Here is a 15028-nt window from a genome sequence, read left to right as displayed (position 1 = left end):
TCCGTTTTAACTCCGCGCCCCGAACAGGGCACTGCCCACGCGTACATGGGTGGCGCCCAGCATGATCGCGGTTTCGTAATCGCCGCTCATGCCCATGCTCAGCTGGTCGAGGCCGTTATCCGCAGCCAGCTTGGCGAGGAAGGCGAAGAAGGGCGCCGGTTCGATCTCCGCGGGCGGCACGCACATCAGGCCGACTACCGGCAGACCCGCCTCGCTCGCCTGTTCTAGCAGGGCGGGCAGATCGGCAATCGCGCAGCCGCCCTTCTGATCTTCCTCGCCGATATTCACCTGGATGAAGCAGGGAAGCTTGCGGCCCGCCTTGTCCATCGCCTTGCCCAACGCGGTCACGAGGCTGGGCCGGTCGACCGAGTGGATGCAATCGAACAGTTCGACCGCGTCTTCCGCCTTGTTGGACTGCAACTGGCCGACCAGATGCAATTCGATGTCAGGAAACCGTTCCTTCAGCGCGGGCCATTTGCCTTGCGCTTCCTGCACGCGATTTTCGCCGAACACGCGCTGCCCCTGTTCGATCAGCGGCACAATGGTTCCGGCATCATGCGTTTTGCTGATGGCGATCAGCGTGATGTCTTCGGCGTTGCGCCCGGCGATCTTCGCGGCGCGGGCGATCCCGGCCTCGACGGCCTCCAGCGGAGTTGAAGCGTGGTCCATGCCGCGCCTATAGCGCCCTGATGGTGACGCGCCAGACCCTGCCGCATCTGTGGCTGATCTCCGATGCCCGCAACGATGCGGGGCTGGAGGCGGCGCTCAAACGCCTGCCGCGCGGATCGGGCTTCATCTATCGCCATTACCATCTCGAACCGGCCGAACGGATCGCGCGCTTCCGCACCCTCGCCCGCATCGCGCGGGCGCGCGGGATCGCAACCGTGTTGGCAGATTCCGCCCTCACCGCGACCGAATGGGGCGCAGGCGGCATTTACGGTGCACCGCGTGCCCTGTGGCCCCGGCGGCGGCACCTGCGCCTCGCTACCGCTCACAGCCTGCGCGAAATCGGGGAGGCGAACCTGCTGGGCGTGGACGCCATGCTGCTCTCGCCCGTCTTCCCCACCCGCTCCCACCCTGGCGGCCCGAGCCTCGGCCCGCTTCGCTTCCGCCTGCTGGCTACCCGCTCGCGCGTGCCGGTGATCGCGCTTGGGGGCATGAGCAAGCACAAGGCAAAGCGCCTCGAATGGCCGCACTGGGCGGCGATTGATGGATTGTCCTGAGTTCTTCTCCAGGCGCTTCACCTCCTTTTTCTCGTCATCCCCGCGCAGGAGGGGATTTGGGTTCTCCGCGCGACCCAACCCGCGGATTCTTGACCGCGAGTCCCGACTCTGCGATTCTCCCCTTCCAGACCAGAGGGGAATATTCATGGCCAGCCGCCCAATCGGGAAGGCCCCGCAGGCAGATTGGCGCGCCGCCTTCCGGCGGTCGCTGCGCCGTGCGCTGCAGCTTTCGGGCGCACTGGCGCTGTTTGCGGCGATGCTGTTCTTCACCCTCTCGCTGGCATCCTATCACCAGACCGATCCTTCTCCCTCCACCGCTGCAGGCGGGCCGCCGCTGAACTGGATGGGTTCCGCCGGGGCCTGGGCGGCGGAGCGCGGGCTGTTCCTGTTCGGCCTCGTCTCGGTGCTGCTCATTCCGCTGCTCTATGCCTTCGCGCGCAAGCTGTGGCGCGATGCGGATGGGGAGGAAGATACGCCCCACGGCACGCGCTGGTGGCGCACGGTGGGGATGCTGATCTTCGCCATGGCCCTGCTTTCCACGGTGCTTTCGCTCACTTTCACTTCGTTCGGCGGCAGCCTGCCCGCATCCCTGGGCGGGATCACCGGCCTGCTGGGCAAGGGCGCAATCGAGGCGCTGGCAGCGCGCTTGCCCGAAGCCGGGCAGGGCTGGGCCATCCTGGGCATGGGCTTCGTCTGCCTTGCAGGCGGGGCCTATATGGTGGGCCGCGTCTTCGCGATCGACTGGGCGCAATTGCTCACCATTCCCGCCGCGCTGAAGCGCGCGCCTTCGCTGCCCAGCGCTGATTCCCTGCCCTTCGTGCACAAGCGCGAAAAGGCGGAAAAGCCCGAACGGGCAGAGCCGCGCGCCGCCCCCGTTGCCGACGGCCCCGCGCGCAAGCCGCCCGAAATCGCCGATCCTTCCGCCCCGCCCAAGCCTGCGAAGATCAGCGGCACCGGCAAACGGCAGAAGGATCTGTTCGACGAATACGAATTGCCCAGCCTCGACCTGCTGGAAGACCCGCCGGCCAATTCGGCGCCCAAGGTCGACAAGCTGGCGCTGGAGCGGAACGCGCGCCTGCTGGAAAACGTGCTCGACGATTTCAACGTGAAGGGCGAAATCACCGCCGTGCGCACCGGCCCGGTGGTGACGATGTACGAGCTGGAACCGGCTGCCGGGGTCAAGGCCAGCCGCGTCGTGGGCCTTGCCGAAGACATCGCCCGCAACATGAGCGCGATCAGCGCGCGCGTTTCGCCCATTCCGGGCAAGACAGTGATGGGCATCGAACTGCCCAATGCCGACCGGCAGACCGTGGCCCTGAAGGAACTCGCCGCGTCAGAGGCCTTTGCCGGGCACAAGGGCATGCTGCCGATCATCCTGGGCAAGGATATTGCGGGCGAACCCATCGTGGCGGACCTTGCCGCCATGCCTCACCTGCTGGTGGCGGGCACCACCGGTTCGGGTAAGTCGGTGGGCCTCAACTGCATCCTGCTGTCGCTGCTCTATCGCTTCACGCCGCGCGAATTGCGCATGATCCTGATCGATCCCAAGGTGCTGGAGCTGAAAAGCTACGACGACATTCCGCACCTGCTGGCCCCGGTGGTGACCGAACCGCACAAGTCCATCCGCGCGCTCAAATGGGCCGTGGAGGAGATGGAGCGGCGCTATCGCATGATGTCCTCCATCGGCGCGCGTAACCTCAACGGCTTCAACGAACGTGTCACCAGCGCCATCGCCAAGGGCAAGCCGCTGGGCCGCCGGGTGCAGATCGGCTTCGATCCCGATACGGGCGAGGAACTGTTCGAGGAAGAACAGCTCGATTACGAGGCGCTGCCCCAGATCGTGCTGATCGTGGACGAACTGGCCGACCTTATGGTGACGGTCGGCAAGGAAATCGAAGTGCTGATCCAGCGGCTTTCGCAGAAGAGCCGCGCCGCGGGCATCCACCTGATCATGGCGACGCAGCGCCCTTCGGTGGACGTCATCACCGGCGTCATCAAGGCGAACCTGCCCACCCGCGTCAGCTTCCACGTCACCAGCCGCATCGACAGCCGCACCATCCTTGGCGAGCAGGGCGCCGAACAGCTGCTGGGCAAGGGCGACATGCTCTACAAGCCCTCCAGCGGCGCGCTGACCCGCGTGCACGGCCCCTTCGTGAGCGACGAGGAAGTGGAGGCGATTGCCGATCACTGGCGCAAGCAGGGCAAGCCCGAATATATCGACGCCGTGACCGAAGAGACGGAAGACAGCGGCTTCGGCTTCGAGGACGAGTTCACTGCCTCCGACAATCCGGAAGAGCGCAAATATCGCCAGGCCTGCCAGATCGTGATCGAGAACCAGAAGGCCTCCGGTTCGTGGCTGCAACGCCAGATGGGCGTGGGCTACAACACCGCCGCCAAATGGATCGAGCGCATGGAAGAAGACGGGCTGGTCGGCCCGGCCAACCATGTGGGGCGCCGCGAAATCTTCCGCGACCGGGACGGGAACCCTCTTTGATCCAGCCCGTCCGGGGGCGGCGCCAGAGATCCCGGATCAATCCAGGGACGACGAAAGACCGGCCAGTTAAATCCCCGAAGCGTCCAGCAGCAGCAGGCAAGGTTGCATGATCCCGGATACGGCCTTTTGCGGGTCTTTCGCCTTCATGCTTTCATTCTGCAGGCGGCCCACTTCGTCCATGTAGAGTGCCTGTACCTGTTCGCGGGACAGCTTCAGATCGCCCATCAGCCGGGCGCTGGTGCGGACAAAGAACTCCTTCCCGCGTTCCCCCAGCGGAGGATAGGCCAGCGCGCTCTTCACGCCGCGCGCCTGTTCGCTGGCGATGATCGCAAAGGCGGCCGAACAGCGCAGGCTGGTCTTCTGTTCCAGATCGAGCTGCTGCGCCGCTGCAGGCCCATTGCCTGTCTGGGCCAATGCGGAAGAGGCGGTGAGGGCGAGCGCGCCGGCAAGGAGGATAGGGTTCATCGCGCCTTGCCTTGCACGCCCGGCCTTAACGATCACTGCACTGCATCGGCGGCGCGGCGGGTTTCCTCGAAATTGTCGCGGCGCATCTTCTCGAAGCCGACGCGCTGTTCGAAACCCGGATCCTGCGGATAGTCGCGGTAATCGGCCAGGATTTCGTCGAACAATTCCTTCAGCTCTTCCTTGTGATCGGGGTGAGTGAAGATGTTCGCCCGGTTTTCCCGCACGCCGTCCAGAATGCGGGCGCCGATGATGTCGGGCTCCATGCCGAATTCGTGCAGCCCCTCCAGCCGCTTCACAGCTTCGGTATCGACCGGCTTCATCGCGCCTTTCAGCGCATCGGGCCGCACATCGTCGCTGGCATAGATATAGCTTTTCACCAGGCCGGGATGCACCACCGATACGCCAATGCCGTATTTGTACATCGAATGGCGCAGCGAATAGGACATGCCGCGCACCGCGAATTTGGCCGTGTTGTAGATACCCGGCGCGCCGCCCGCGATGAAGCTGGCCATGCTGGCGGTGTTGACGATGTGCCCGCCCTTCACTTCACCGGAAAGCGCGCGTTCCTTCATGCGCGGTGCGAAGGTCATCACCCCGTTCACCACGCCGTGGAAATCGACGCCCAGCACCCAGTCCCAATCGTCATAGGAACTGTCCTCGATCGTCTGGAACAGGTTGATCCCGGCATTGTTGAACAGCAGGCTGACCGGGCCGAATTCGGCCTCCACCTTGTCCGCCGCTTCCTTGAAGCCTTCGCGGCTGGCGACATCCAGCTGCACACCCATCACTTCGCGATTGTCCAGCGTGGCCAGTGCCCGGTCGATCGCATCCTGGCGGATGTCGGCAATGGCGACCTTGCAACCTTCATTGAGGAGGTTGCGCACGATGCCGATGCCCACGCCATTGGCACCCCCGGTGACGAATGCCGTGCGGCCCGCAAAATCCTTCATCGCTTCAGTTCCTCGCAGCGGCGGCCTTTGCCGCCTCGTCATATTGATGGACCGGGTTTTCGACCGGGGATTCCCTGCCCGGAATGAACTCGTTGTAAATCTTGCGGCGCCTGAACAGCCACTGACCGTCCTGCCTCACGAGTTCGTCTTCATAAGTGCCGAAGCTCTGGATTTCCGGCGTGCGGCGCGGGCCGCCATCGGTCATTTCCCACCAGAAGGCGGTGGTCCATGCCTCATCGCCTTCCACGCGGATCACAATATGGTCCAGCACATGGCGCAATATCGCGGGGCTGCCATCTTCACGGGTGAACAGCTTGCCCACTGCCTCGCGGAATTTCACTGCGCCTTCGCGGATCGCGTCGCGGCCCACGATAGTGGCCATGGCATAATCCAGCACGCCATCCTCGGTGAAGCAGCCCGCGTAGGCATCGGTATCGTGCCAATCCATCGCGAAGAGATAGCGGCCCATCAGATCCTTGATCTCGGCCCGGTCGCGGGCAAGCTGGGCGGGATCGCTCATGCGCCAGCCCTTTCCGCCCGCTCATCCAGCAGGCGCACGGGGTTTACCTCGCCCGTCGCCCGGCCTTCGAGAAATTCGTTGAGGATGCGGCGCTTCGCGAACAGCCAGCGGCCGTCCTGCTTCACCAGTTCGTCCTCATAGGTGCCGAAGGTGCCGGCCTTGGGCTTCCCGCCCGGCCCGTCATTGGCCATTTCCCACCAGAAGGCGACAGCGAAGGCCCGATTGCCTTCCACGCGGATCACCGTCTGCGCGATGATATGCCGCAGGACGGCGGGGTTGCCGTCGGCATCCTTGTAGAAATTGCCGATCGCCTGCTTGAAGGCGCGCACGCTTTCGCCAATCGCCTCGCGGCCTTTTGCCGTTCCGCGCGCAAATTCAAGCTCGCCATCCTCGGTGAACATGTCGAGATAGGCATCGTAATCGCCCCAATCCATGGCGAAGAGATACCGGGCCATGAGGTCTTCGATCGCCGCGCGATCCTCGGCATATTCCGCCGTTTTTGCTGCGCCGCTCATGCGAGCGAACCCCGCAGCAAAGGCTTGCCTGAAATGGCCTGCATGATGCACTCTCCCTAGCGTTGCCGTAGCCTCTTGGCGTTACGGACAATGTCAATTTTCGCTTCGCCTTTTTGTATTCACCACTTACAAAATGGCCAAGCACAATCCGCGAGTCTCCATAAGATAGAGAGACGTTCCAGGAGGGGATCAGGCAATGGCCATCGCGCCCAATGCACAGGATTTGACTGCCGGCTCCAGCGAGAGCGCTGGTTCCACCCAACCCTGGCCCTCGGAAAAGGCCGGGTTCTTCGCGCTGTTCGCGATCATCTTCGCCACTTTCATCACCTTCTTCGACCAGACCGTGTTCGGCATGCTGGCGGAAAAGATGAAGGGCAGCTTCGGCATTTCCGACGCGACTCTGGGCTTCCTGCTCGGCCCGGCAAGCCTGATCGCCTATGTGATCGTGGGCATTCCGCTCGCTCGCCTGGTGGACATCTATCCCCGCAAATATGTCCTTTCCGGAGGGATCGCCCTGCTGGGTTCGATCATGGCGCTGGGCGGCATCGCGCAGAGCTTCGCCCAGCTGGTCAGCACGCGCCTGTTCGTGGGCGCATCCAGCTCCGCCAACGGGCCGGGTTCCTATTCGCTGTTGAGCGATTATTTCCGCCCGCTGCGCATTCCGCTGGTCTTCGCGCTGCTGCAGCTTGGCTATATCGGCGGCAGTTCCTTCGGCAATATTCTGGGCGGCCAGATGATCGCCTGGACCTCCACCATGTCCGACAGGATCTCGCTGCTGGGCATCGAAATCTTCAGCTGGCAGCTGGTGCTGATCATGATCGGCCTGCCCGGCCTGCTGGCTGCGCTGATCTTCCTCATGGTCAAGGAACCGCCGCGCCGCAGCCCCGCCGGATCGGCCCAGCTCGTGGACCAGAATGCTTCCATCGGCCGCAAGTTCGCCGCCTTCATGGGCTGGGATGCCGCTGTGGCTATCTGGCAGCGCAAGACGGTGTTCCTGCCGCTGTTCGCCGCGCTGGCCCTGTCGGCTGTCGAAAGCCAGGGCCTGCCCGCATGGCGCATTCCCTTCATGGCTCGCACCTATGGCTGGAACGAGGCTGAAACAGGCGCGCTGCTGGGCACGCTGCTGCTCTTCGCCATGCTGGCCGGTATCTTCACCGGCGGCGTCTTCGTGACCTGGATGGGCAAGCGCTACAAGGATGCCAATATCCGCGCCACGGCAATTATCTTCGCCTGCACCACGGTGACCACCATTGCAGCCCCACTGATGCCCACGGGCGAACTGGCGGTGACGATGATGGCGCTGGGTGTGTTCTTCGGCCTGGCCGGTGCGCCGGCGCAGAATGCCGCCGTGCAGCGTATCGTCCCCAACGAAATGCGCGGGCAGGTCAGCGCGCTCTACCTGTTCATGTTCACCTTCTTCGGCGGGCTGGGCAGCTGGGTGATCGGATCGGTCAGCACCTTCATCGTGGGCGACGAGGACAAGATCTGGGAAGCGATCCTGATCACCGCATTGATCTTCCTGCCCACTGCGACCTTCTTCATGTGGCGCGGCATCAAGCCCTATCGCGAGGAAGTGGAGCGGCTGGAAGCCGAGGGCAAATAAGGCCCCGGCAAGTAGGCGCGACGGCCCGAGGCGGAAGGCGCACAGGCCGCCGCATCGGGCCGTTGACAGGTCAACGCCACTGCGCAATTTGTAAGCAAAGCTTACTATTTCGGGAGAGTACCGTATGTCCGATGACCGGGTTGCCGCGCTTGAAGCGAAACTGGCAGAACTCGAAACGCGCCTGACCGTCCGCGAGGACGAGCTGGACGTGAAGAAGCTGCAATATCTCTACGGCTATCTGATCGATAAATGCATGTACGATCAGGTGATCGACCTGTTTGCCGACGATGGCGAAGTGCGTTTCTTCGGCGGCGTCTACAAGGGCAAGGCCGGCGTGGCCCGCCTCTATATCGACCGCTTCCGCAAGCGCTTCACGCATAATAACAACGGCCCGGTGGACGGCTTCCTGCTGGACCATCCGCAGATCCAGGCGATCGTGGACATCGATGCCGACGGCAAAACCGCACGCCTGCGCGGCCGCAGCACGATGCAGGCCGGACGCCACAAGGATTACGCCGATCCCGAAAAGGGCCTGGGCGTGCGCCAATGGTGGGAAGGCGGCCTGTATGAGAACACCTATACCAAGGGCGCCGACGGCAAGTGGCGCATCCAGGTGCTCAATTACTTCCCGCACTGGCATGCCGATTTCGACAAGGGCTGGGCCTATACCGATGCGGAATATGTGCCCTTCCCCAAGACGCTCTACCCCGAAGACCCCGCCGGTCCGGACGAGCTGATCGAGGATCACTGGCTGTGGCCGACCCACAAGCTGCTGCCCTTCCACATGAAGCACCCGATCACGGGTGAGGAAATGGTGGCCAGCCGCTGGGAAGGCGATGCCAAGCGCGATGCGGAACGCGCCGCGGCCAAGCAGGCCGAAGCCGCCAAGTAGGTTTGAAGGAGGGAGGCGCATGGTCGCCTCCCTTTTTCGTGGCGGCCCGAATTCGCTTCGGCCCGCGACAAAATGCCTCCCCTATGACGCAGGCCCGCACCCGCAGGCGCTTTTTCGCTTGCAACTCGGGCGCAATGGATCAACCGCGCTGCCACATCCCCCGGGCGAACGGAGTTGCTTGAAATGAGTGCATACCCCTCCCTCCACATGGTTATCGACGGCGAGAAGGTTTCTGGCGGCGGACGCCGGACTTTCCCCGTGGTCAACCCGGTTACCGGCGAAACGCTGGGCGAACTGCCGCTGGCGGACCCCGCCGATCTCGACCGCGCGCTGGAAACGGCAGACCGCGGCTTCAAGATCTGGCGCAAGGCCACTGCCGCGCAGCGTGCCGCCGTGCTTTCCGGTGCCGCCCGCCTGATGGCGGAACGGCAGGAGGAAATCGCCCGCATCGCCACGATGGAAGAAGGCAAGCCGCTGGCCGAAAGCCGCATCGAAGTAATGATGAATGTCGGCCTGTTCCACTTCTACGCCGGTGAATGCCAGCGCATCTATGGCCGCGAACTCGTCCGCCCGGACGGCTTCCGCTCGGTCGTCCGGCACGAACCGGTCGGCCCCGTTGCCGCTTTCGCTCCGTGGAACTTCCCCATCGGCAATCCGGGCCGCAAGCTGGGCGCGCCCATCGCCGCGGGCTGCTCTGTCATCCTCAAGTCGGCCGAGGAAACCCCGGCTTCCGCCCTTGCCGTGCTGCAGTGCTTCTATGACGCGGGCCTGCCCAAGGAAGTGGCCCAGGCCGTGTTCGGCGTGCCGGATGAAGTGAGCCGCCACCTGCTGGGCAGCCCGATCATCCGCAAGCTCAGCTTCACCGGCTCCACCGTGATCGGCAAGCACCTGATGAAGCTGTCGGCCGAAAACATGCTGCGCACCACGATGGAACTGGGCGGCCACGGCCCGGTGCTGGTGTTCGGCGATTCCGACATCGACAAGGCGCTGGATACGGCCGTTGGCGGCAAATACCGCAATTGCGGCCAGGTCTGCGTTTCGCCCACCCGCTTCATCGTGGAAGAAAACATCTTCGAGAAGTTCCGTGACGGCTTCATCGAACGCGCCAAGGCAATCAAGGTCGGCGATGGTCTGCAGGATGGCACCCAGATGGGCCCGATGGCCAATCAGCGCCGCCCCGAAGCGATGGACCGCCTGATCGGCCAGGCCAAGGAAAAGGGCGCCAAGCTGGGCACCGGCGGCGAACGCATCGGCAATCAGGGCTTCTTCTATGCGCCCTCCGTCCTCTCCGAAATCCCGCTGGATGCGGACATCATGAACGAAGAACCGTTCGGCCCGGTGGCGCTGATCAACCCGTTCAAGGGCGAGGAAGAGATGATCGCGGAGGCCAACCGCCTGCCCTACGGCCTTGCGGCCTATGCCTGGACCAGCGACGCCAAGCGCCAGCAGCGTCTGGCCCGCGAAATCGAATCCGGCATGATCGGCATCAACAGCCACATGATCGGCGGCGCCGATGCGCCGTTCGGCGGTGTGAAGTGGTCCGGCCACGGCAGCGAAGACGGCCCCGAGGGCGTGCTTGCCTGCATGGTGACCAAGGCCGTTCACGAAGGGTAATCCGGCCACGAAGGAAATCAGGGCACGGGCCCTCGCGCAGGGCCCGCTTCCCCAGCAATATTCGGAACTGACATGACACACGAACTCAAGACCGGCGGCGATCGCGGCTATCTGCGTATTGCCACCGAAGAAGCCTTTGCCACCCAGGAACAATTCGACGCGATCATGCGCCTGGTGAAGGAAGGCCGCGCCGACAAGGGCACGATGTCGCTGTGGGGCTTTTACGGCACCAGCGCTTCGGAACGCACCACCTTCATCCGCGAACGCCTGCTCGACCTTGGCGAGTTGCGCATTCAGGCGATGGACGATGCCGGCATCGACAAGGCCGTGCTGGCGCTGACCAGCCCGGGCACGCAATCCTTGTTCGATCCCGAGGAAGCGCGCCGCATCGCCCGCAGCTCGAACGACCAGCTGAAGGCCGCCTGCGAACGCTATCCCAATCGTTTCCACGGCATGATCGCGGTCGCCCCGATCGACCCCGAATGGTCGGCCGAAGAACTCAAGCGCGGCAAGGAAGAACTGGGCTTCCATGGCGTGCAGATCAACAGCCACACCCATGGCCACTATCTGGACGAGGAACAGTTCGACCCGATCCTGCGCGCCTGCGCCGATCTGGACCTGCCGCTCTACATCCACCCGCAGGGTCCGCCGGACGGCATGATCGGCACCATGGTGGAAGCCGGGTTGGACGGCGCGGTATTCGGCTTCGGCGTGGAAACGAGCTTCCACGGCCTGCGCATGATGACCTCGGGCGTGTTCGACCGCTATCCCAACCTGCAGATGATGCTGGGCCATGGCTGCGAGGCGATCCCCTACTGGATCTATCGCCACAATTACATGCATCAGGCCGGCGTCCGCTCGAAGCGGTATGAACGCCTCAAGCCGTTGCAGCACGATCTGTTCCACTATCTGCGCAACAACGTGCTGGCCACCAACAGCGGCATGGCCTTTGCCCCCGCGATCAAGCTGATGATCGAGGTGATGGGCGAAGACCGGGTGATGTACGCGATGGATTATCCCTACGAATACCTGCCCGATGAAGTGCGCTGGCTGGACGACATGGATATTCCGGCGGAGCAGAAGAAGAAGTTCTTCCAGACCAACGCAGAGCGCTGGTTCAAGCTCTGACGACAATGGCGACCGCTCAGGATCAGCTTCGCGAACTGATCGGCGCCTATTGGAAGCCGCATGTCGTCACTGCCGCAGCAAGGCTGGGCGTGGCGGATGCGATGAACAGGCTCGGGGGTGCGGGGGCGGTGTCCGCCTCCGCCCTCGCCGCCGATCTGGGCGCGGATGCTTCGGCGCTGGCCCGCCTGCTGCGCGCCATGGCCGCCATCGGCCTGGTGAGCGACGAAGGGGAAAACCGCTTCGCGCTGACTGAAATGGGCCAGTGCCTGCGAAGCGACAGCCCGCTTTCGCTGAAGGGCATGGCGCTGCATGTCGGCACGCAGCTTTCCCCGGCCTTTACGGAACTGGCCCAATGCGTCAGCACGGGCCGCCCGCCCGCAGGCATTGCCCACGGGCCGGACGGGTTCGCCGAATTCGCGGACAATCCGGAAGCCGCGGCCATCTTCAACCAGTCCATGGTCGACAATAGCCGCCGCTTCGCCGCGGAGGCCGCCGCAACCTATGATTTCACGCGCTTCGCCACGCTTGCCGATGTCGGCGGCGGCTATGGCGCGGTGCTGGCCACCCTGCTGAACGCCGCGCCGGACGCACAAGGCTGTGTGCTGGACCTGGCCCATGCCCGCGAAGGCGCACTGGCCCTGTTCGCAAGGGAAGGGCTTGGCGAACGCGCTCGCTTCGTCACCGCCAGCTTCTTCGATCCGCTGCCCGAGGCGGCCGATTGCTATGTGCTGAAATACATCCTGCATGACTGGAACGATGCCTATGCGCAGCGGATCGTCGCGCGCGTGGGCGAAGCGGCGGCGCGCAATGGCGGCACGGTGCTGGTGATAGACCGGATCATGCCCGACCGCTTCGAGGCACGGGCCGATCACGCCAAGGCCGCGCAGGGCGATCTCACCATGATGCTGTGGGACGGCAAGGAACGCACGCTCACGGAATTCGAGGCATTGCTGGCTTGCGGCAATCTCGCCTTGACGCAGGCGGTGCCTCTCTCCGACAACCACTTCGTAATCGAGGCCAAAGTCCGCGCCTGAACGGACCGCAGGAGAGTGACATGACCACCTATGCCATCGCCGGTGCTTCCGGCCAGCTCGGCCATCTGGCGCTTGATGCGCTGCTGGAAAAAGTGCCCGCCGCCAATGTCGTCGCCCTGGTGCGCGATCCTGCCAAGCTCGCCGATTATGCGGCAAGGGGCGTGGATGTGCGCGCGGCGGATTACGATGCGCCCGAAACACTGGCCCCCGCCCTTGCCGGCGTAGACCGGCTGCTGCTGATTTCCGGCAATGCACTGGGCCAGCGCCCGCGCCAGCATCAGGCCGTGATCGACGCCGCGAAGGAAGCGGGCGTGGGCTATATCGCCTATACGTCCATCCTCCATGCGGACCGCTCGCCCATCAAGCTGGGCGAGGAACATCGCGCGACCGAAGCCGCGCTTGCCGCCAGCGGCCTTGCTTACGATCTGCTGCGCAATGGCTGGTATAACGAGAATTACGTGATGGCCGTGGCCGCGCGGGCGGAAGCCGGCGTGATTACCGGCGCGCAGGGTGACGGGAAGATCAACTCCGCCTCGCGCAAGGACCTGGCCGAAGGCGCTGCCGCCGTGCTGGTGACCGGCAAGGGCGGCGACATTTACGAACTGGCAGGCGACCACGGCTGGACCCTGTCCGAATTTGCCGCCGAACTTTCCCGCCAGACGGGCAAGCCGGTCACCTATGTGAACATGGGCGAGGAAGACTATGCCCGTTCGCTCGCGGAGAACGGCTTTCCCGAATATGTCGCCAAGGTGATCGCCAATTCGGCCTATAGTACCAGCCTCGGCGCGCTGGAGGACGATAGCGGAACGCTGGGCAGGCTGATCGGCCGCCCGACCACGCCGATTGCGGAAACGATCGCGGCTGCACTGCGTTAAGCTGGTTCGACTGACGAGATACGGATCGGGCCTGCATGCCGCAAAGGCAGCCAAGACCCGACAGGGAGGAGACTTGAGCCATGGCCACCAGCACAGCCGATGAAGGCCTGAGCGAGGGCAAAAAGGTCAGCCGCGCGGGCTGGTATGCGCTTACCATGGTATCCGCCGCGCAGGCGATGAGCCTGCTGGACCGGCAGATTCTCTCCATCCTGGCGCCCCATATCCGCGAGGATCTGGGGATCGGCGATGCCGAGCTGGGCCTGCTTTACGGCACGCTCTTCGCGCTGTTCTATGCCCTGTTCTCGCTCCCCCTCGGCCGTCTGGTCGATGGCTGGGTGCGCACCAAACTGCTGGCGATCTGCCTTGCGGCATGGTCGCTTTCGGCAGGCCTTGCCGCCTTTGCGCAAAGCTTCACTCTGCTCGCAATCTCGCGCCTCGGCGTGGGCGTGGGCGAGGCAGCGACCCAGCCGGCCGCCAATTCGATCATCTTCGACGAATTTCCCCGCCATCTGCGCGGCACGGCCATGGCGGCGCTGGGCATTGCCGTGGCGCTGGGCCTGGGCCTTTCCATGACCCTTGGCGGCGTGGTCGCCCAATGGTGGGATGCGGCCTTCCCCGGCCGCAGCGGGCCGGGCGGTTTCGCCGGCTGGCAGGCCGCCTTCCTGATCGCCTCCATCCCCGGCCTGCCGCTCGCCTGGCTGATCTGGCGCATGCGCGAGCCGGTGCGCGGCGGGATGGACGGCATCACCGCCCCGAAAGACCCTGCCCCCTTCAAATCCAGCGCAGGCGTGCTGGCGGCGGTGACGCCGGGCACGAACTGGTTCTATCTCTGGCACCGCAAGGCGGGCGCGAAGCAATGGACGATCAATATCGCCGCCCTCGCCCTGATCCTGATGGTCTGCATCGGCATGACGAAGGTCACGCAGGGCTTCTCGCCCCGCCCGCCGATCGAGGCACTGGGCATGTCGTTCGATCCGCATGTGCTGCAATGGTTCGTGGTGGCCTTCGGGGCCTTCGTGATCGTGAACCTGTTCCAGAGCTTCAAGCTGACGGACAAGCCCGCCTATAATGTCATTCTCTCGCCCTCGCTGATGCTGCTGATGGTGGTGGGCGGCCTGCAGACCTCGATCAATTACGGTGTGATGGGCTTCACCCCATCCTTCCTGATCCGCGAATTCGGCCTTTCGCCTGCGGCCACCGGGCTGCAATTCGGCCTGCTGTCCGCCGCGCTCGGCATTGTCGGGCCAGTCGTGGCCGGGCCGCTTTCTGACTTCCTCACCCGCCGTCTGGGCGGCAGGGGCCGGGTGTGGCTTACGCTGGCCGCGCTGGGCATTTCGCCCTTCTTCGGTATCTGGACCTATAGTGCGGAGGATGCGACCAGCTTCTATCTGCGCTTCACGGTCTATAGCCTGATCCTGACCCTGTGGCTGCCGCCGATCTATTCGCTGATGTACGATCTGGTCCTGCCGCGCATGCGGGGCATCACCAGTTCGGTCTATATCATCGTGTCCACTCTGCTCGGCCTTGGCATGGGCCCCTATTTCGTGGGCATCGTGAGCGACAAGAATGGGGGGGATTTGGGTCAGGCCATCATCTCGGTCAACGTCGTGTGCCCGGCCATCGTCCTAATCCTGCTGGTTGTGCTGCTGCGCATCAACCGCGATGAATCAACCATGCTGGATCGCGCGCGCGCCGGCGGGGAGCCTGTCTGAAAT

At 64.2% G+C, this 15028-nt stretch carries 14 protein-coding genes; 9 read left to right on the top strand and 5 right to left on the bottom strand.

Annotation, left to right across the window (positions count from 1 at the left end; all coding sequences use genetic code 11):
* Positions 1–6: 6 nt before the first annotated feature.
* On the bottom strand, positions 7–669 hold the full coding sequence (locus tag SZ64_RS15260; RefSeq protein WP_054531615.1) for a YggS family pyridoxal phosphate-dependent enzyme: 663 nt from the start codon (positions 667–669) through the stop codon (positions 7–9).
* A 20-nt stretch (positions 670–689) separates the two neighbouring features.
* Here SZ64_RS15260 and SZ64_RS15255 point away from each other — a divergent pair, with 20 nt between their 5' ends.
* Together SZ64_RS15255 and SZ64_RS15250 are read left to right on the top strand one after the other, a co-directional pair.
* A complete protein-coding gene (locus SZ64_RS15255; protein ID WP_054531614.1) occupies positions 690–1223 on the top strand; it encodes a thiamine phosphate synthase in 534 nt (177 codons plus the stop codon).
* A 145-nt stretch (positions 1224–1368) separates the two neighbouring features.
* Positions 1369–3717, top strand: a complete 2349-nt coding sequence (locus SZ64_RS15250; RefSeq protein ID WP_054531613.1) for a DNA translocase FtsK — start codon at positions 1369–1371, stop codon at positions 3715–3717.
* A 66-nt stretch (positions 3718–3783) separates the two neighbouring features.
* Here the strand turns inward: SZ64_RS15250 and SZ64_RS15245 are convergent, their stop codons facing one another.
* The 4 genes from SZ64_RS15245 to SZ64_RS15230 are packed head-to-tail and all read right to left on the bottom strand — an operon-like array spanning position 3784 to position 6167.
* On the bottom strand, positions 3784–4182 hold the full coding sequence (locus SZ64_RS15245; RefSeq protein ID WP_054531612.1) for a hypothetical protein: 399 nt from the start codon (positions 4180–4182) through the stop codon (positions 3784–3786).
* Between the two features lie 32 nt (positions 4183–4214).
* Complete coding sequence (locus SZ64_RS15240; protein WP_054531611.1) at positions 4215–5132, bottom strand: SDR family NAD(P)-dependent oxidoreductase; 918 nt, start codon at positions 5130–5132, stop codon at positions 4215–4217.
* Between the two features lie 4 nt (positions 5133–5136).
* Positions 5137–5652, bottom strand: a complete 516-nt coding sequence (locus SZ64_RS15235) for a nuclear transport factor 2 family protein (RefSeq protein ID WP_054531610.1) — start codon at positions 5650–5652, stop codon at positions 5137–5139.
* Complete coding sequence (locus tag SZ64_RS15230) at positions 5649–6167, bottom strand: nuclear transport factor 2 family protein (RefSeq protein ID WP_054531609.1); 519 nt, start codon at positions 6165–6167, stop codon at positions 5649–5651. Before SZ64_RS15230 ends, SZ64_RS15235 begins: the two co-directional genes overlap by 4 nt.
* 196 nt (positions 6168–6363) lie before the next feature.
* On the opposite strand from SZ64_RS15230, the gene SZ64_RS15225 reads away from it, so the two are divergent.
* From SZ64_RS15225 to SZ64_RS15195, 7 genes are all read left to right on the top strand, one after another.
* On the top strand, positions 6364–7770 hold the full coding sequence (locus SZ64_RS15225) for an MFS transporter (protein WP_054531608.1): 1407 nt from the start codon (positions 6364–6366) through the stop codon (positions 7768–7770).
* A gap of 124 nt (positions 7771–7894) precedes the next feature.
* Positions 7895–8662: a nuclear transport factor 2 family protein gene (locus SZ64_RS15220; RefSeq protein ID WP_054531607.1), complete on the top strand. Its 768-nt coding sequence runs from the start codon at positions 7895–7897 to the stop codon at positions 8660–8662.
* A 183-nt stretch (positions 8663–8845) separates the two neighbouring features.
* Entirely contained in the window at positions 8846–10276 is a 1431-nt protein-coding gene (locus SZ64_RS15215) for an NAD-dependent succinate-semialdehyde dehydrogenase (RefSeq protein ID WP_054531606.1), read from the top strand.
* A 72-nt stretch (positions 10277–10348) separates the two neighbouring features.
* Positions 10349–11404, top strand: coding sequence for an amidohydrolase family protein (locus tag SZ64_RS15210; RefSeq protein WP_054531605.1), 1056 nt, complete (start codon positions 10349–10351; stop codon positions 11402–11404).
* A gap of 5 nt (positions 11405–11409) precedes the next feature.
* A complete protein-coding gene (locus SZ64_RS15205) occupies positions 11410–12438 on the top strand; it encodes a methyltransferase (protein WP_054531604.1) in 1029 nt (342 codons plus the stop codon).
* 20 nt (positions 12439–12458) lie between these two features.
* Positions 12459–13313, top strand: coding sequence for an SDR family oxidoreductase (locus tag SZ64_RS15200; protein ID WP_054531603.1), 855 nt, complete (start codon positions 12459–12461; stop codon positions 13311–13313).
* An 80-nt stretch (positions 13314–13393) separates the two neighbouring features.
* Positions 13394–15025 carry an MFS transporter gene (locus SZ64_RS15195; protein WP_054531602.1) on the top strand — a complete coding sequence of 544 codons (1632 nt, stop codon included), beginning with the start codon at positions 13394–13396 and terminating at the stop codon, positions 15023–15025.
* Positions 15026–15028 lie beyond the last annotated feature (3 nt).

This window comes from Erythrobacter sp. SG61-1L (assembly GCF_001305965.1).
GTDB lineage: Bacteria > Pseudomonadota > Alphaproteobacteria > Sphingomonadales > Sphingomonadaceae > Andeanibacterium.
Note: the sequence above shows the minus strand (reverse complement) of the source record. Positions and strands in the feature narration are given on the sequence as shown.